The sequence below is a fragment of the Mesorhizobium sp. M0894 genome, from assembly GCF_040319725.1.
In the GTDB taxonomy this organism is placed as follows: Bacteria; Pseudomonadota; Alphaproteobacteria; order Rhizobiales; family Rhizobiaceae; genus Mesorhizobium.
Genome location: NZ_JAMYOG010000010.1, coordinates 58,186 through 74,996, shown reverse-complemented (window position 1 = coordinate 74,996; position 16,811 = coordinate 58,186). Strand labels below are relative to the sequence as shown.

Sequence of the window (16,811 nt, the reverse complement as noted above, 5' to 3'; positions counted from 1 at the left end):
AGCGAAGCATCACCCCGCACCCAGGCCGGTTTGATGAGCGTTCTCATGGATTTCGGCAAAATCCAGCCCATATCCTAGATATGGAGCTTTGAGCGTGAAACTCGCGCGTGCGGTCCTGCTTGCCGCGGCTTTCGTGGCTGCTGCGGCCGTTTGTCCCTCTTCCGCAACCGGAGAGGCGAACGGCCGGGAGAAAATTGTGTTGCGCGTCGAGATCGACGGCGCCATCGGTCCGGCGAGTGCCAGGCAGCTCGAGGAAGCGCTGGCGGTGGCCGCGGACCGAAACGCCCAGGCTCTCATCCTGCAGATGGACACGCCCGGCGGGCTGGTTACCAGCATGCGCGAGATGATCGCCGCTATCCTCGCCTCGCCGGTTCCCGTCATCGGCTATGTCGCGCCCGCCGGCGGGCACGCGGCGAGCGCCGGAACCTACATCCTCTACGCTACCCATGTAGCGGCGATGGCGCCCGGCACCAATCTGGGCGCGGCAACGCCGATCGAGATGGGCGGGCCGCTGCCATCGTTTCCCGGCGACAAGAACGATGGCCCGGAGGCGGACAAGGACAAGAAGAACGCACCCGCGGGCGATGCGATGATCGCCAAGGCGACGAACGACGCCGTTGCCCTGATCCGCAGCCTGGCTGAATTGCGCGGGCGCAATGCCGAATGGGGTGAAAAGGCCGTGCGCGAGGCGGCCAGCCTGTCGGCCGGCGCGGCGCTGCAGGAGCATGTCATCGACTTCGTCGCCCGCGACACCACCGAGTTGCTTCAACTGGCCGACGGCCGGACCGTCGAGATCGCCGGCAAGAAAGAGGCATTGGCGACGAAAGGGCTGCCGGTTGAAACGCTCGAACCAGGCTGGCTCATCCGGCTTCTCGCCGTCATCACGGACCCAAATATCGCCGTCATCCTGATGCTGGTCGGCGTCTATGGCCTCGTCTTCGAATTCACGAGCCCGGGCGCGGTCGCGCCTGGCGTGATCGGCACGATTTGCCTTCTGCTCGGCCTCTATGCGCTCAATCTCCTGCCGATCAGCTATGCCGGCCTTGCCTTGATGCTGCTTGGCATCATCTTTCTCGTCGTCGAAGCCTTGAACCCGACAGTGGTCCTTGGGCTGGGAGGCGTGGCTGCGTTTCTGCTGGGCGCTGCCATGCTGCTCAAGATCGAGGGGCCCGGCTTCGAGATGTCGTGGGCCGTTATCGGCACCGCCGCCGTCCTGACGCTCGGCCTGGCGCTGTTGACCGGCAGCTATCTGTGGGCGGCCCGCAAGAACGTTCCGCGTGTTGGCGCACAGGCCATGCAGGGGCTGCCGGCGGAGATTCTCGACTGGCAGGGCAGCGAGGGCCACGTGCTCGCCCGGGGCGAGCGCTGGCGGGCAAAAGCCGACGAACCGCTTGCGGTGGGCGACAGCGTCGAGGTGGCTGATGTCAGGGGTCTTGTGCTGACGATACGGCGCCGCAATGTGGGAAGCGATGGAGCAAGGCAATGATCATCGGTTATGTGGCCTATCTGGCAGCAGCGCTCGTCGTGGTCATGTTCTTATCCGCGGCCATTCGCGTCCTGAGGGAATATCAGCGCGGGGTGGTCTTCACGCTCGGCCGCTTCACCGGGGTCAAGGGCCCCGGCCTTATCATCCTCATCCCCTTCGTGCAGCAGATGGTGAAGGTCGACCTGCGAGTGGTGGTCCAGGACGTGCCGCCGCAGGACGTGATCTCGCGTGACAACGTCTCGGTGAAGGTCAACGCGGTGCTGTATTTTCGTATCGTCGACGCCGAGCGGGCGGTGATCCAGGTCGAAGACTTCATGACCGCCACCAACCAGTTGGCACAGACCACGTTGCGCTCGGTGCTCGGCAAGCATGAGCTCGATGAAATGCTGGCCGAACGTGACAAGCTCAACAGCGATATCCAGGAGATTCTCGACCAGCGCACCGATGCCTGGGGCATCAAGGTCTCCGATGTCGAGATCAAGCATGTCGACCTCAACGAGAACATGGTCCGCGCCATCGCCAAGCAGGCCGAGGCGGAACGGCTGCGGCGTGCGAAAGTGATCAATGCCGACGGCGAACAACAGGCGGCGGCAAAGCTCGTCGAGGCTGGCAAGATGCTGGCCGAAGCACCGCAAGCCATGCAGCTACGCTATTTCGAGGCTCTCCATGACATCGCCGGCGAGCGCTCGTCGACGGTCGTGTTTCCGGTGCCAATGGATCTGCTCGGTCATTTCATCAAGCAGGGCGGGAAGTGAGGGAGGAGCGCATAATCTCCCTCGTGGGGAGATCAGCACCCTCACCTCTGCCACGGCGGGACCGGCGCAAAGCGTTTGCCGATCCAGTCGGCGAAGGCACGTGTCTTGGCGGCTTGCCCCTTGGCCGAAGGCATGACGACATAGACGGCCCCTTCGTCGGCAAGGGTCCAGTCCTCCAGCACTGGCACCAGCCGGCCGTCGGCGAGCTCGCGTCCGACCAGCCAATCCGTGCTCATCATCAGCCCGACGCCTTGCACGGCGGCTTCGACCAGGACCTCGGCGTCGTCGGTGACCAGCGGGCCGGAGACCTCGATACTGACGCGGCGGCCCGTGGTGTCGGTCATCTCCCAGGCCGGAAAGGTCTGGAAGCCTGAGAAGCCGAGACAGCTGTGTTCCAGCAGCGCTTCCGGCGCAGCCGGCGTGCCCCGGCGGGCGAGGTAGGACGGCGCGGCGCACAGCAGCCGCCGCCGTGTCGCGACCTTGCGCGCCACCAGCCGCGAATCCTCCAGCGCGCCGAGACGAACGGCAACATCGAAATTCTCGGCGACGAGATCGACGAAGCGGTTGGAGAACTCGGCCTCGATACGGACGTCGGGAAATTCGGCGAGAAACTGTGGCAGCAGGGGGCCGATCCACATGCGCCCGAACGAGCCGGGCAGCGCCAGCCGCAGCACGCCGCGCGGCCCGCCGCCGGCATGCGCCGACGCGACAGCCTCGGCTTCGTCGACGGCGGCCAGGATAGCGCGGATGCGGACGAGGAACTCCGAACCCGCCTCGGTCAGCGACACGCTTCGCGTCGTCCGGTGCAGCAGGCGCACGCCCAACCGCTCTTCCAGGGAGGCAAGGCGCCGCGACAGGATCGTTGCGTCGCGGCCGATGCGAGCCGCCGCCTTGGTGAAGGAGCGTGCTTCGGCGATTGCCGCGAAGGCGGCCATTTCGGCCAATGCTGCCGGTTCGTGCGATTGCTGCATCTGGCGCAGAGCTCAAATGTAAAAGCCAAGGATTATATACCAATAGCGCAGCAGCTAGTTTCACTCAATCCCGGCCCGTCAATCGGCCCATCAACCGGAGTGAGACATGAAAGCGATCGAACTGACTGCCCCGAGACTGGACGCGTTTCGCGCGGCCACCGTTCCCACGCCTGAACCGCAGCGCGGCGAAGTGCTGATCCGCCTGCGCGCCGCAAGCCTCAACTTTGTCGACGTCGCGATCGCGAGCGGCAACTATCCAGGCCCGAGCTTTCCGCTCATTCCCGTCGTCGACGGCGCCGGCGAGATCGTCGGCATCGGCGAGGGCGTGTCGAGGCTCGCCGTCAACGACCGCATCATCGCCCATGCAAAACCGCGTTGGATCGGCGGCCGTCCGCGGCCTTATGAGACCAGAGAGATGCGCGGGCTGACACTGCCCGGCTCGCTCGCCGAATATGTCGTGCTGCCGGCCAATGCCGTCGTGCCGATGCCGGCTCACTTGTCCTTCGAAGCGGCAGCAACGCTGCCGATCGCTGGCACCACCGCCTGGAACGCGATCCGCGCCGCCGATGCCGGGCCCGGATCAGTCGTCGTCCTGCTCGGCACCGGCGGTGTGTCGATCTTGACCCTGCAGCTGGCAAAGGCAGCCGGCGCCACGGTCATCATCACCTCGTCGTCGGACGAAAAGCTGGCCCGCGCCAAGGCCTTGGGTGCGGATCATCTCATCAATTATCGTGAGACACCGGACTGGGACGCCAAGGTGCTCGAGCTGACCGACGGCCTCGGCGCCGATCTGATCGTCGAGACCGGCGGCTCGGCCACCTTCGCCCGCTCAATCAATGCCGCGGCGCCCGGCGGCACGGTGTTCGCGATCGGCTTCGTCACCGGCGCCGAGGCCACCACGAACCTGCTGCCGATCATCATCAAGGCGCTCAAGGTAGTGGGCAACAACACCGGTTCGGTATCCGACCTGCGCGACGCTGCGCGCGCTATCGGCGCCGCCCGTATCGATCCGGTCATCGACACAATCTACAGCCAGCACCAGGCGACCGAGGCCTACGCCCACATGGCGGCCGGCGGCCGGCATTTCGGCAAGCTTGCGTTCAGTCTGTCGTGGTGAGCCTGAAAAGGCAGGGCGTTCAAGCTGCCGATCTCCCCCCTCGTGGGGGAGATGTCCGGCAGGACAGAGAGGGGCGCTGTCCCTCCAGCCTATCAAGCAGTTCGCGCACCCACGTAAGGTTCTCAGCTCATCAAAGTTGAACTGAACGCTGGCGATCCTTCACGCCCCCCTCTGCCCTGCCGGGCATCTCCCCCACGAGGGGGGAGATTGGCAGTTCCACCGCGTCCGCCTAAATCAGCTTCTCCAGCGTGATCGGCAGATCCCGCACCCGTTTCCCGGTGGCGTGGAATACCGCGTTGGCGATCGCCGGCGCCACGCCGACGATGCCTAGCTCGCCGACCCCCTTGCCGCCAAGCACCGAGGAATGCGGGTCGGGAATACCGACTGAGATTACCTCGATGTCGGGAATGTCGGCATTGGTGGCGATGAGATAGTCGGCGAGGTTGTTGTTGACGATGCGGCCGTGGCGGCGGTCGACGATGCCTTCCTCGAGCAGCGCCTGGCCGATGCCCATGATGATGCCGCCCTTCCACTGGCTTTCGGCGAGCTTGGGGTTATAGAGCCGGCCCGAATCCAGCGCCGATACCACGCGCGACACACGAACCGTGCCAAAGTCCTCGTCGACGCGCACTTCGATGAAATGCGCGCACCAGCTGTGGCGGGAATAGTCGCCCTCGGTGTGCGGCAGCGCCATGGCTATGGTGGTGTAGTTCTTGTAGCGGTCCTCGACCGTCGAATTGGCCGGCATCGTGTCGCCCTTGGCCTCGATATGCTGGCGCCCGACGCTGCTGAGCAGTTCGGCGATGGAAACTTCAGGGCCGTTGCCGCGCGGCGACGAAATGCGGCCATTGGCGACGACGAGCGTGTTGGCCTGCAGCGTATGGAACGGCGAAGCCGGATCACTGATGGCGAGCCCGACCAACTGGTCGAGCGCGGCACTCGCCGCCTTGTGGACGGCGCCGGTCATCACCCCGGCCAGCCGCGAACCGCCGGTGACGCCGGCACGGGCATAGCGGGAATCGCCGAGCTTGACGATGACGTTTTCCGCCGGCACGCCCAGCACCTCGGCGGCGGTCTGCGCCAAGATCGTGTAGGTGCCCTGCCCCATGTCGATCGACGAGCTTTCGACCTCAACCGAGCCGTCGGCGAGAATGCGCACGACCGCCTCGCCATAGGCGCGCCGCACCGGGTAGGTGCCGGCGGCGACGCCCCAGCCGATCAACTGGTTGCCGTCGCGCATCGAACGCGGCTGGGGCGTCCGCTTCGACCAGCCAAAGGCTTCAGCGCCGGCCGCGAACGCCTCGCGCAGCTGCCGTGTCGACCACGGCTTCTTCGCATGCGGATCCTGCTCGGCATAGTTCCTGAGACGGATTTCCAGCGGGTCGATACCGACCTCATAGGCGAGCTCGTCGATCGCGCTTTCGATGCCGAAGGCGCTCGGGTTCTCGCCCGGCGCGCGCAATGCCCCCGGCACCACCGTGTTGACCCGCACGACGTTCTGCCGCGACGAGAAATTCGGCGTCGCGTACATGACCGAGGTGACCGAGCCGAGCGGCTCGACCCACATGCCGTCGACCGAGGTCTCGTTGACGCCGCGATGCACGATCGACTGGATCTGACCCTCTGCGTTGGCGCCGAGCGCCACGGTCTGGCGCGTCGCCGCCCGTCCGCCATAGGCGGTGAAGGTCTGCGGCCTGCTGACCGCCAGCTTCACCGGCCGTCCCAGCATTTTCGCGGCGACTGCCGCCACCGCGCCGTAGCCATAGGCGAACGCCTTGGAGCCGAAGCCGCCGCCAATATAGGGCGAGACCAGTCGCACATTCTCGAACGGCACGCCGAACCATTCGGCATAGGTCCGCGCCATGCCGTCGAGCCACTGGCTCGGCTCCCAGACCGTGAGTTGGTCGTCCTGCCACTTTGCGATCAGGCCATGCGGCTCCATCGGCGCATGGTATTCGCGCGGCGTGTTGTAGGCGTTGCAGATCCTGACCGGAGCCGAGGCGAACGCGGTCTCCGCCTCACCCCACTCCTTGGTCATCGCATCGACCGCAATGCCGTCGCCGGCTTTCGGATCGCTGAGGTCGACGATCGCCGGCGCCTCGTCATAGGCGATCTTGACCAGCGCCGCGGCTGCGACCGCCTGTTCGAAGCTCTCGGCCACCACCGCCGCGATATGCTGGCCGCTGAAGGTGATGCTGCGCGCCAGCGGGCAATAGGCAACAGCCGGCGGCGGCGTGCCCAGCCAGTCCGTGGCGGTTCTCAGCGGCAGGAAATTGTCGGGCGTCAGCACCAGCAGCACGCCCGGCGCGGCTTCGGCCGCTGCCGTGTCGATCGACTGCACCCGGCCGGCGGCAATGGTACTCTCGACCAGCACCGCATAGGTGAGCCCCTCGAGCTGCTGCTCGACGGCGTATTTGGCGGCACCGGTGATCTTGGCCGGTCCGTCGACGCGCGACAGCCGGCCGCCGACCTGATCCGCGAGGACGGCGCCGTCCGAAGCGTCGCCGCGTTTGGCATCGCCAGGTCTTGTTCTCAACTCGTGAACGGTCATGCCGTTTCTCCCATTTTGAGGATGGCGCGGGCGACGACGCGCGGCGCCAGTTCGATCTTGTAGTGGTTGGCGCCATGGTCGACGGCGCCCTCGACGGCGAGCAGGCTGGCTTGCCTGACGACCTCCGGCTCGAGCACCTTGCCTTTCAGCGCCTCTTCGACGGCGCGGGCGCGCCATGGCTTGGTGGCGACGCCGCCAAGCGCGACGCGCAGATCGCGGATCGTCCTTCCGTCGGCCTCGAACTCGATACCGACCGCGGCACTTGCCGCGGCGAATTCATAGGACTGGCGGTCGCGGACCTTGAGATAGGTCGAGCGGCGGGCGGCGGCCGAAGCGGGAATGCCGATCGCGGTGATCATCTCGCCGGGTTCGATCGCATGTTCCCGTTCGGGCGTGCTGCCCGGCGGCAGGAAAAAATCATCGACGGCGACCTGACGGTCGCCGAGATGGAGGATCGCGTCGAAGGCGACGAGCGCAACCGCCAGGTCGCCGGGATAGGTGGCGATGCAGGCTTCGCTGGTGCCGAGCACGGCATGACCACGGGTGACGCCGCCGATCGCCGAGCAGCCGCTGCCGGGCGAGCGCTTGTTGCAAGAGGGGAAATTCGCCGGATCGCGGAAATAGGGGCAGCGCGTACGCTGCATCAAATTGCCGCCGATCGTCGCCATGTTGCGCAACTGCGCCGATGCGGCCTGCCACAATGCTTCCGAGACGGCGGGGAACCGGCTCTTGATATCGGCGTGGTCGGCGACTTGGCTCATCCTGGCCAGCGCGCCGATCGTGGCGCCCCGGTCATCGACGGCAATCGTATCCAGTCCCCTGAGATGGGTGATGTCGACCACGGTCTCGGGTTCGGCAACGCCGCATTTGGCGAGATCGACAAGCGTCGTGCCGCCGGCCAAAAGCATGGCGTCCGGTAGCGCCGCTGCCTGGCGGGCTGCATCGACGGAGCCGGCGCGGAGATACGAAAAGTCCCTCATGATGCGGCCTCCATTGCCGCCTGGCGCACGGCGGCGACGATATGCGGATAGGCGCCGCAGCGGCAGAGATTGCCGGCCATGTATTCGCGGATCTCCTCGTCGGAACCGGCATGGCCCTCGCGAATGCAGGCGACCGCCGACATGATCTGGCCCGGCGTGCAATAGCCGCACTGGAAGGCGTCCTGTTCGAGGAAGGCGGCCTGCACCGCATGCAGCGTGCCATCCTCCCCGGCAAGCCCTTCGATGGTGGTGATGTCCCTGCCTTCAGCCTGAGTGGCAAGCGTCAGGCAGGCCAGCACGCGCTGGCCGTCGATATGGAGCGTGCAGGCGCCACACTGGCCCTGGTCACATCCCTTCTTGGTCCCGGTCAGGCCGAGATGGTCGCGCAAGACGTCGAGCAGCGTAACGCGCGGCTCGACCTCCAGTTCACGTCGATGTCCATTGATTTGAAGTTGGATTGGAGTTCGGGTTATGCTTGTCATGGGGCGTCTGGCTCCAGTTGCTTGACGCGGGAGGGGATGATCTGGTGCCCGGCCGGCGAGCGGCAAGGTCAGCTTATGGCTAGGTGAAGGCTAATCTCCCCCTTGCGGGGCAGATGCCCGGCAGGGCGGAAGGGCTCGGTTCGACTTGGCGCGACCTCTGGGAAGGCTGCAGCTTGCGAGGTCGAAAGACGTGACATACCCGATCCCGTGATTACATGATAAAGGCGCTCCACAAATCGGAGGCGCCTCCGTTTACTACGTAGGGACCTGCTCTGCCCTGTTCAAGCCCCGGATCGAAATCGATCGAAATTGAAAAAATTGGCAGGGCAGCAGCCGTCATGCCAAGCCTGAAGCCGCCGCGGCAACCGCTCGCGCGCCGACAATCGCTCGGATTCAGCCGCAACACTCGAAACAGAGCAACGAGCGGACCATTGGGGCGCCGAAGGAGGGTGGTAAAAAAGCACCACCGGCCCAAGCCGGTGGTGCTCTCTGGACTGTCTGTAGGGGCAGGACAGTCCAATGATCCTGAGGGGATCGTGCTCAATGTCGGCTCATTTTTGCCTCAGGGCATCGGCCGAACAGATGAGGAGTGCCGGCCGCGCCAGGAAATATCCTCCGTCGTCATCCACCGGGACAGGCAAGATGCGGAACGCCGGCCCAGACTCGATCCTGTGATTGTATTTACTTGCGATTATATTTGTCGGAGGCGTAACGAAGTTGGAGGCGTCTCCGTTGTTGAAACGGGGCCTGCCCTATTCGGATCAACACTGGAGAAAAAATTGGCCGCAGAGCCGCCCGTCATATCTGGAGACAAGGCCGAAGCCGCCGCTGCAAAACCGCTGCGCGCCGACGCGCAGCGCAACCGCGACGCACTGGTCGAGGTCGCGGCGAAAGCCTTTGCCGCGCATGGCGTCGATGCCTCGCTGGAGGAGATTGCGCGTCAGGCCGGCGTCGGCATCGGCACGCTCTACCGGCATTTCCCAACGCGCGAGCATCTGGTCGAGGTGGTTTATCGGCGCGAAGTGGAAGGACTGTGCCAGGCGGCCGACGAACTCGCCCACGATCATGTGCCCGACGTCGCGCTCGAACAATGGATGCAGCGCTTCGTCGACTACATCGCCACCAAGCGCGGGCTGTCGACAAGCCTGCGCATCCTGCTCACAACCAACTCCACCCTGTTCTCCGACGTTTCGGGCAGGGTGACGCTGGCTTTGCGGCGGCTGATCGATGCCGCGGTCGCCAACGGCTCGATCCGCAGCGACGTCGATGCCTCCGACGTGCTGCATGCGCTGGGCGGCATCTATTCGGCCCCGGACACCAAGGACTGGCGCGACCGCTCGCGCCGATTGGTGTCGCTGCTGATGGATGGGCTGCGGTTTGGAGCGGCCAAATCCGGCCCATCCAGGGAATGACGAATGCAATGACTGCCCTTATTTCAGCGAGATGCTCATACCGCTGAGATCGGCGTTGACTTGCAGACCTACCTGCCTGCCTGTGAGTTCGAGTTGGGCACCCTTGTCATTGGTCATGACGATCACCTGGGCTCCTTTGCCAAGCGCGCCGCCACCGCCCGCTGCACCGTACACCCCCGTCACATCCCGGGCGCGGCGTATGTGGCGCACGGTACCTTTGAAATAGGTCTTGGAGGCGCCGAAGGCGAGGCCGCCCGAGATGCCGCCGACCGAGATGGGATATCGGCGACCATGGAAGGTCAGTGTGCCCTCGCCTCCGGAGCCGCCGATGAAAAAGGCCGCCTTGTAGATGGCGAAGCGGATCGTACCGCTGTCGGCATGCGCGACGCTGGCAAAGCTAACTGCCGCGGCGGCGATGACGGCAACCGCGACTGAACGAAATCTGGACGAAATCTTCATGATGAGAACTCCTCAAGATCGCCGCATGCCCAGCCGACCGGGCACATCGGCGTCGTATCAAAGTCATAGCTGAACAGTCTCGCCCGTCATTGGTTCCAAGCACGCGGCCTGAATTCGGCTGCGAGAAGACCGCTACGAAACGAGGCGGACGGCGAGCATAGACCTGGCTGTAAGAACAGCGGCCGAACGGTGGGAATCCTTCGCCGGCGCTCCTATGAAAACGTAGGTGTTGAAGCCGAACGGTATTAGTCTGCGCTGTCTGGGGCTTCGGGAGCGCGGCAAAGAATGGATTTGAACTCTGGCTACGGCTACCTGCTGATCGGCGGCCTGATCCTGGTCGGTGCCGGGCTCCTGGTCGTTTCGCTGATCGTCAATCTCCGTGTGGCGCACAGTGTGCGTGACGACGTACGCCATCGTGAAAAGCTGCTGGAATACTATCGCAACATCTTTTCGCAGCTGGGTGTGATCCTGATCGGCATTGGCGTGTCCCTGTTCATCTTCTTTTTCCAGCAGAACTATCAGGACCAGCGTAAACGCGAAACGGAGCTCCAGCAGGTTCTCGCCAAACTGGCGGCGCGTATTGCCCGCGGCGGCGCCGTCGTGGAGGCCCTTGGCGAATTCGATGCGCTGCTGGATGATGGCGGCGCCTATGTCAGTCCGGAACTCGGCGGCAACAATGCCGCGGTCAGCGCCCACGGGACGGCGCTCGCCAAGCAGGTTTCGCAGATCCTTCTGGTCGAACGCGACGTCGATGTTCAGGGGTTCGATACCCTGAATTTATCACGCGATTTCGAAGCATCGTTCGTCGTCAACGAGCTCAACCCAACGCTATGGTTCAACATCGTCCGGGACGAGAGCGACATCAAATATGCCACCACTCAGATCGCCCTGGATTACAAGGACCTGCAGGATGCGATCGGCGGCGAGGCGATCGAGGTTGCGATCGCCAATCCCGAAAAGGAGCGGAAGATCAAGCAGGAGGTGCTCGACATTTTTTATGATGCCGACCTCCTGCGCCAGCGCAGCAGGCGGTTTCTCGGCCGCGCATGCTGGCTGTTCAGCAAGGGGCGCGGTTTCGTCAAGCTTGCACCGGCCAATGAGATCGAAGCCGATGCCAGGTCGCACCAAGAATGGATCGACCGGTCGAAACCCTTCCTGACGCAAGCGACGCCGGGCAGCGGCGATTGCTTCAAATTGCTCCAGTTCGGCCCGGCATCCTGAACCGGCAAAGGCTCGCCCGCCCCGCGACGGCTAATCACCCTCGCGCTGCAGCGTGCCGAGATGATTGTCGTTGAGAAACTCGATGGTCACGGCCGACGCCTTGCCGTCGGGGTCGATGACAAAGCTGACGGCCGAGGGCCTGTCCGGCATCTCGGCATCGGGGAAGGTCACGAAGAGGTCGCGGTCGAAATGCTTCAGTGGATAGGACCGCGCACCGGCGGGCCCGACCTTGAGGACAAGAGCCTCTCCTTCGCCCGACACAATAGCATCGCCGATGAAGTCGTTGAAGTAACGGCCGGCATAGGCACTGGCTGGCCCGGCCGGACTTGCCGGAGAGGGCGGCACGGCATAGGTGGCCTTGGCCGCCGCAATCACCGGCCCGAACATGCCTGCATAGATATCATTCCATGCCTTTACCTTATCTTTCCCCAGCGTTCCGTCGAAGACGAGATCGGCGAAGCTGTCGGACAGTCCCTCCGGCACGCCTGTCGGAAAGGCGTTGGCGATGACGACGATGCCAAGCTTCTCCTCGGGGAAGAGCATCACCAGACTGCGTGCGCCGGTGCTGAAGGCGCCCGCATGACCCCAGACCAGCCCGTGCCGGCCGAATTCGACATTCCAGCCGAGGCCGTAGAAGGCCTCGCCTCCGGAGACGGGGTTCTTGCCGCGAACCATCAAGGGAATATGTGTCTGGTCCAGCGCATCGGCGGCAATGAGTCTCTTGCCGGCGTAGGCCCCGTTGCCGAGCACAAGGCGCATCCATTGAGAGAGATCGCGTGCGGTGGAACTGACGCCGCCTGCTGGCGCCTGCGCATCCGGATAGCGCTGGACCTTCGCGGCCCAGGCGCCATCGATCTTGGCGTGGAGTTCGGCGCGGTTGGCGTGCTTGATGAAGTCCGAATGACGCGAACTGGTCGAGGCCATTCCAAGCGGACGATAGAGCTTCTCTTCGGCGACCTCTTCCCAGGGCTTGCCCGTCGGCTTCGCGGCGGCGACGGCACCCTCGGTCAGTCCGAAATTACTGTAGGAATAGCCGGCACGAAAGCTCGACGACGGCGACACGAACCGCAGGCGGCGCAGGATCTCCCCGCGGTCATAGCCAATGTCCTCGAGGTCGTCGCCCGCCGTGCCGGGAAGCCCGCTGCGGTGCGCAAACAGGTCGCGGACCGTGAGTTCGCTGGTCGGATAGGGCTCGGCGAGCCGGAAAGCCGGATCGAGGTCGGCGATCTTCGAATCCCACGAAGCAATCCCGTCGCTGACCAGCGCCGCCACGACGGTGGCTGAGACCGGTTTGGAGAGCGAGGCGATCTGGAAGACCGTATCGGCGTCGACGGCCTCCGGCTTGCCGGTCTCGCGATGCCCGAATCCCTTGAGGAAGATCACCTCGTCGCCATGCACGACGCCGATGGCCAGACCGGGCACGCTACCATCCGCGACGACGCCTTCGGCGAGTAATTCGAGCTTCGCAAGGGCCGCGGCGATCCTGTCGGGTGGGATGGTATCGGCCGACGCCGCTTTCGGCAAAAGCACCATGATAGCGATGAAGGCCAACATCCTCCAACGGAGGTGGTTCCGCTTTATGAATAGCCGCATGCTCAGCCCCCTCCGCTTCACCGGCGTGCACTATTGCAGGCCGACGCAGGGAAGGCCAGCCTCACGCTCGACCCGCCATCCATTGACGGATGTCGGTTTCGCACCAGTCGAAATTCAGACAGCCGCTAGGATGCCGCGCGCAGGCGAAGGCGCCGCCTGCTGGCGCGGGCCTTCTCCGCCACCGCAGCGGTGATCTCGACCACGCCGTCTTCACGCGGTCTGGCGTTGGTGACCTTGTGGAGCCGCTCATAGGGCAACAGTTCCTTGACCCGGGCTTGAAGCGACGCGACTTCGGCACGCAGATCCTCGCATTCCTGCCGCTGGACGTCGAACTGTATCTGTTCGGATGCCTGCTGCAGGGAAAGCTGCGAAAAATTCGCGCTGACCGCGGAAAGGTTCATCTTGTCGCTTTCGCTCTCCTTCATGAGAGCAGACAATTTTTCCTCGGCGATTTGCTTTTCGGCCACCGCGTCGCTCGCTTGAGCCTTGAGCCTGGCGATCTCGCTGACGGCTTCGCTGTTGTGGTTCGAGGCGGCTTCCAGTCGCGATCGGAGATCCTCGATCTCAGAACGCAAGCCGGTCATCTCCGCGACACCGCGTGCAAGTTCGGCTTCCCTGTCCCCGTCCCTGATGCGGGCCGCTTCCGTCATTTCCGACAGCTTGGCCTGCGCCATGTCGAGCGATTTCTGCAGCCGCATTTCCTCTTTCTCGCTCTTGCCAAGCGCGGCCAGCAGTTCCGAAACCTGTGCGGCGTCATTGGCGTGGACAGTCGAGAGTTCGTCCAGCCTGTGCCGGGCCTCGGCCTCCCGTTTCAGCGCCTTGTCGAGGTCGATCGACAGGCTGACATGTTTCTCCCGCAGCATCTCGTTCTCGCGCGAGCGTCTGTTGGCCTCGACCGCTCTGGCCGAGAGCGTTTTGACAAGCTCGCCGAACTCGGCCTCGCGTTTTGCGCTCGCATTGCCTGCCACGACGAGTTCCAGCCTTGCTGCAGCCAGCGCGCCGCGAAGTGCTTCCTTGTCCTCGACCAGGCTCGCCTCGTGCTGCTGCAGCGCCTCGATAGCGCTGTCGCGCTCGCGCTGCTTTCTGGTTGCATCGTGGAGCTGTTCGGATAGTGCTCTTTGTTGCGCGGTCAAGCTGGTATTTGCCAGCTCCAATTCGTTGGCGCGAAGAATGTCGCCGTGGAGGAGTTTCAGGAATTCGCCTGTCAGATGATGCGAGGTCGCGATCTCCGACAGTTTCGCATGGATCTCCCCAAGATACTCCTGCGCGTCGTGAAAGAGCCCATCGACCGCACTTAAGGCAGCGAGCCGGGTTTGCGTGTGGGGCGTCAGCCGTCGCGCGGTCTCGAAGGCATCCGCATTGGCCTCAAGTTGCGAGCTGTCATCCATTGCCGCGAGATTCCCATCCGACACAGTCTCATCCGGGACAGTGACGTCGTTCAACGGCGACTGATCGTCCACGTTGAGACATTCGCTAAACGCATCCGCCAAATCGGTTTCGAGCTCCTTGAACGCCCTCTCCACAGTCTCGGCACGCTTGATCAAACCTTTGAAATTCATGACTGAATATCCCTCTCGTGCAGCGCCGTTAAGGAGCGAACATTCGCCTCCCCCGAATACGGGTTCACCCCCTGACCGTGCGCTCTGGCCGACGCCACGCTAGGGACAGGCTCGGCCACTGTCCTCGTGTATTTGAATGACGCGCCTCGCGGCAGTCGCCGATGGCGCGATTCGTAGCGACGGCGACAGTTCCAACGAACGCGTTGGGCGGCATCTGCTCGGCCGCCGCAAAACCGTCGAAGCTCGACATGAACCGGTTATTTCGACGTCTGGCGGCATCGGTGCTTGATGCCGCCAATATTTCATTCCACACACCGGTCACGATGACGGACGAGATACGGGATCAGCGCCAGGTATTCAGGTGGGCCTTGCCTGCCTCCGCGGTCCTGCATTTGCTCGCCGCGGCGCTTCTGTTGTCCGCGCTGCCGGTGTCGCCCCCGCAGCCGCAGAAGGAGCAGGCCATCGGGGTGGATCTGGTGCCGCCGCCCAAACCATCGGAGAAAGCCAAACCTCCGCCTCCTGCGAAACCGCCCAAGCCCGAAAAGCCGCCGGAAGCAAAGATCGAGACGCCGGCGCATCCGGAAGCCGGCCCTCAGAGGCCTGTCTTCCAATTCGGCGAGAAGGACGCCGGCCCTCGCAAGTCTCTGGACGGCAACAGTGCGGAGGATGGTTCGGAACAACCGACGGCGCCGCAAGATCCCGATAAACAGGATCTTGCGCAGCCGCCGGACGTGACTGCGGTAGACGGCAAAGACCCCGCTCCGCCGCCTGGCGCATCCGCGTCGCCTAAGCCCAAGCGAGCGGCCAAGGTGCAAAAGCCGCTGAAGCTTGAAGAAGCGAAAAGATTGTTCTCGCAAACAGCAACCGGTGATCCGATCGCGACAACCGCCATGAGAAATGTGCCGCGCCCCGATCGGATCGGTCAGCTCTGCTTCTGGGAAGTGCGCGAACAGTTGCGCCATGCTTCGCCCCCCTACTTTCCTGACGTCTTGCGTCCCTTCAGGTTGAAGGCCGGCAATATCATGCAAGTCTCCAGGACCGAGTTCCGCGCCGGCGGGCAGTGGTACGCTCTGAGCTTTCGTTGCGAGGTCGATCCGGATGCGACGAAAGTCGTGTCGTTCGCCTTCCGTGTTGGAGATCCAGTGCCAGCGCCGCGGACTGCCCGCCAAATGGGTGGCCCAGACTGATCGAGGTCGGCTCGCCGGCCGCATCAAATCCACGATGCCGGCGAAGTCTTCGCGCCCCGGCATCCGTAAGGTGGCTTTCGCCAGCGGCCGCCTCACGGTGGGACGAATGCTCGCCCGCCTTGGCAATCGCTGTGTCGAGGTTTAGCTTATGCTAAGGGAGGGTTCGATGACTTCAAGTTTCAATGTTCACCATGCTGCCGGCTATGAGCAGCTCATGGGTCGCTGGAGCCAAAGGCTCGCGCCGCTGTTCATCGACTTCGCGGGCCTTAAGGACGGCGAAAAGATCCTCGACGTCGGTTGTGGCACCGGCAGCCTGACCTTCGCGCTCGTCAAGGCCGCTGAACTCCGTGAGATCGCCGCGATCGATTTTTCGGCCGTTTTCGTCGAGGAGGCAATCCGGCGCAACACCGACCCGCGGATAAAAATCCGCCAGGCGGATGCCTGCGCTCTGCCCTTTGAGGACGGCGCGTTTGACCGCGCCCTGGCGCTGCTCGTGCTCCATTTCGTGCCCGAAACCGGCAAGGCAGTCGCTGAGATGCGACGCGTCGTGCGGCCGGGCGGCGTGGTCGCGGCGACCGTATGGGACCATCTCGGCGGCATGCCCGGAATGCGCATGATGATCGACACGGTGGCAGTGCTCAGTGAAGGCGGACGCCAGCTGCGCGCCCGCTATTGCACCCAGCCGATGGTGCAGCCGGGCGAAATGAAACGGACCTTTGTCGAGCAGGGTCTCCGCGACGTTACGGAGACCGAGCTGATGATCCGCATGGACTACCAAAACTTCGATGATTACTGGGCGCCGATTGCCGCCGGCGAAGGGCCGCTCGGCAAGTATGTGGCCACGCTCGATCCAGAAGAGCGGGCGCGCACCGACGCCGCCATGCGCGACGCCTATGAGGCCGGCCGGCCCGACGGCCCGAGGTCCTTTGCCAATGTCGCCTGGGCCTGCCGCGGTGTCGTTGCCTGACGTTGGCGCTAATGCATGTCGCGCAAAAGTGTGTATCGGTTTGCGATAACGACATGCATAACAAAGAATCT

14 protein-coding genes are annotated in these 16,811 nt (G+C 64.1%); 7 read left to right on the top strand and 7 right to left on the bottom strand.

Features of this window, described 5'->3' with window-relative positions; all coding sequences use genetic code 11:
- Positions 1 to 94: 94 nt before the first annotated feature.
- Both NKH91_RS19940 and NKH91_RS19935 read left to right on the top strand, forming a co-directional pair.
- A complete protein-coding gene (locus NKH91_RS19940) occupies positions 95 to 1,486 on the top strand; it encodes an NfeD family protein (protein ID WP_352788185.1) in 1,392 nt (463 codons plus the stop codon).
- Complete coding sequence (locus NKH91_RS19935) at positions 1,483 to 2,241, top strand: slipin family protein (protein ID WP_023722913.1); 759 nt, start codon at positions 1,483 to 1,485, stop codon at positions 2,239 to 2,241. Before NKH91_RS19940 ends, NKH91_RS19935 begins: the two co-directional genes overlap by 4 nt.
- Positions 2,242 to 2,282: 41 nt before the next feature.
- On the opposite strand, the gene NKH91_RS19930 is transcribed toward NKH91_RS19935, so the two are convergent.
- A complete protein-coding gene (locus tag NKH91_RS19930) occupies positions 2,283 to 3,212 on the bottom strand; it encodes a LysR family transcriptional regulator (RefSeq protein ID WP_352549412.1) in 930 nt (309 codons plus the stop codon).
- Positions 3,213 to 3,318: 106 nt separating this feature from the next.
- Here NKH91_RS19930 and NKH91_RS19925 point away from each other — a divergent pair, with 106 nt between their 5' ends.
- Entirely contained in the window at positions 3,319 to 4,329 is a 1,011-nt protein-coding gene (locus NKH91_RS19925; protein WP_023722348.1) for a zinc-dependent alcohol dehydrogenase family protein, read from the top strand.
- Between the two features lie 229 nt (positions 4,330 to 4,558).
- Here the strand turns inward: NKH91_RS19925 and NKH91_RS19920 are convergent, their stop codons facing one another.
- From NKH91_RS19920 to NKH91_RS19910, 3 genes are read right to left on the bottom strand one after another with little or no spacing between them, the layout of a single operon-like run.
- Positions 4,559 to 6,880 carry a xanthine dehydrogenase family protein molybdopterin-binding subunit gene (locus NKH91_RS19920; protein ID WP_352844622.1) on the bottom strand — a complete coding sequence of 774 codons (2,322 nt, stop codon included), beginning with the start codon at positions 6,878 to 6,880 and terminating at the stop codon, positions 4,559 to 4,561.
- Complete coding sequence (locus tag NKH91_RS19915) at positions 6,877 to 7,860, bottom strand: FAD binding domain-containing protein (RefSeq protein ID WP_352844623.1); 984 nt, start codon at positions 7,858 to 7,860, stop codon at positions 6,877 to 6,879. The genes NKH91_RS19920 and NKH91_RS19915 overlap by 4 nt, the downstream gene beginning before the upstream one ends.
- Positions 7,857 to 8,342, bottom strand: coding sequence for a (2Fe-2S)-binding protein (locus tag NKH91_RS19910; RefSeq protein ID WP_502899007.1), 486 nt, complete (start codon positions 8,340 to 8,342; stop codon positions 7,857 to 7,859). The genes NKH91_RS19915 and NKH91_RS19910 overlap by 4 nt, the downstream gene beginning before the upstream one ends.
- A 779-nt stretch (positions 8,343 to 9,121) precedes the next feature.
- Between NKH91_RS19910 and NKH91_RS19905 the strand changes: the two genes are divergently transcribed.
- Positions 9,122 to 9,754: a TetR/AcrR family transcriptional regulator gene (locus NKH91_RS19905; protein ID WP_023722352.1), complete on the top strand. Its 633-nt coding sequence runs from the start codon at positions 9,122 to 9,124 to the stop codon at positions 9,752 to 9,754.
- A gap of 18 nt (positions 9,755 to 9,772) precedes the next feature.
- Here the strand turns inward: NKH91_RS19905 and NKH91_RS19900 are convergent, their stop codons facing one another.
- Entirely contained in the window at positions 9,773 to 10,213 is a 441-nt protein-coding gene (locus tag NKH91_RS19900; RefSeq protein WP_023677323.1) for a lipid-binding SYLF domain-containing protein, read from the bottom strand.
- A 285-nt stretch (positions 10,214 to 10,498) separates the two neighbouring features.
- Here NKH91_RS19900 and NKH91_RS19895 point away from each other — a divergent pair, with 285 nt between their 5' ends.
- Positions 10,499 to 11,434: a hypothetical protein gene (locus NKH91_RS19895; RefSeq protein WP_023722353.1), complete on the top strand. Its 936-nt coding sequence runs from the start codon at positions 10,499 to 10,501 to the stop codon at positions 11,432 to 11,434.
- A 30-nt stretch (positions 11,435 to 11,464) separates the two neighbouring features.
- Here NKH91_RS19895 and NKH91_RS19890 read toward each other — a convergent pair whose 3' ends face one another.
- On the bottom strand, positions 11,465 to 12,988 hold the full coding sequence (locus NKH91_RS19890) for a serine hydrolase (RefSeq protein ID WP_502896280.1): 1,524 nt from the start codon (positions 12,986 to 12,988) through the stop codon (positions 11,465 to 11,467).
- A 164-nt stretch (positions 12,989 to 13,152) separates the two neighbouring features.
- Positions 13,153 to 14,586, bottom strand: a complete 1,434-nt coding sequence (locus tag NKH91_RS19885; protein ID WP_352481675.1) for a coiled-coil domain-containing protein — start codon at positions 14,584 to 14,586, stop codon at positions 13,153 to 13,155.
- Between the two features lie 203 nt (positions 14,587 to 14,789).
- Here NKH91_RS19885 and NKH91_RS19880 point away from each other — a divergent pair, with 203 nt between their 5' ends.
- Positions 14,790 to 15,773, top strand: coding sequence for a DUF930 domain-containing protein (locus NKH91_RS19880; RefSeq protein WP_352481676.1), 984 nt, complete (start codon positions 14,790 to 14,792; stop codon positions 15,771 to 15,773).
- Positions 15,774 to 15,939: 166 nt separating this feature from the next.
- Positions 15,940 to 16,740 carry a class I SAM-dependent methyltransferase gene (locus NKH91_RS19875; RefSeq protein ID WP_352481677.1) on the top strand — a complete coding sequence of 267 codons (801 nt, stop codon included), beginning with the start codon at positions 15,940 to 15,942 and terminating at the stop codon, positions 16,738 to 16,740.
- The last annotated feature ends 71 nt before the right edge of the window (positions 16,741 to 16,811 follow it).

Coding starts and splice junctions, on each gene's coding strand:
- NKH91_RS19885 (WP_352481675.1), bottom strand. CDS start 14,586: ATGAATTTCAAAGGTTTGATCAAGCGTGCCGAGACTGTGGAGAGGGCG.
- NKH91_RS19910 (WP_502899007.1), bottom strand. CDS start 8,342: ATGACAAGCATAACCCGAACTCCAATCCAACTTCAAATCAATGGACAT.
- NKH91_RS19915 (WP_352844623.1), bottom strand. CDS start 7,860: ATGAGGGACTTTTCGTATCTCCGCGCCGGCTCCGTCGATGCAGCCCGC.
- NKH91_RS19895 (WP_023722353.1), top strand. CDS start 10,499: ATGGATTTGAACTCTGGCTACGGCTACCTGCTGATCGGCGGCCTGATC.
- NKH91_RS19920 (WP_352844622.1), bottom strand. CDS start 6,880: ATGACCGTTCACGAGTTGAGAACAAGACCTGGCGATGCCAAACGCGGC.
- NKH91_RS19935 (WP_023722913.1), top strand. CDS start 1,483: ATGATCATCGGTTATGTGGCCTATCTGGCAGCAGCGCTCGTCGTGGTC.
- NKH91_RS19930 (WP_352549412.1), bottom strand. CDS start 3,212: ATGCAGCAATCGCACGAACCGGCAGCATTGGCCGAAATGGCCGCCTTC.
- NKH91_RS19925 (WP_023722348.1), top strand. CDS start 3,319: ATGAAAGCGATCGAACTGACTGCCCCGAGACTGGACGCGTTTCGCGCG.
- NKH91_RS19900 (WP_023677323.1), bottom strand. CDS start 10,213: ATGAAGATTTCGTCCAGATTTCGTTCAGTCGCGGTTGCCGTCATCGCC.
- NKH91_RS19875 (WP_352481677.1), top strand. CDS start 15,940: ATGACTTCAAGTTTCAATGTTCACCATGCTGCCGGCTATGAGCAGCTC.
- NKH91_RS19890 (WP_502896280.1), bottom strand. CDS start 12,988: ATGTTGGCCTTCATCGCTATCATGGTGCTTTTGCCGAAAGCGGCGTCG.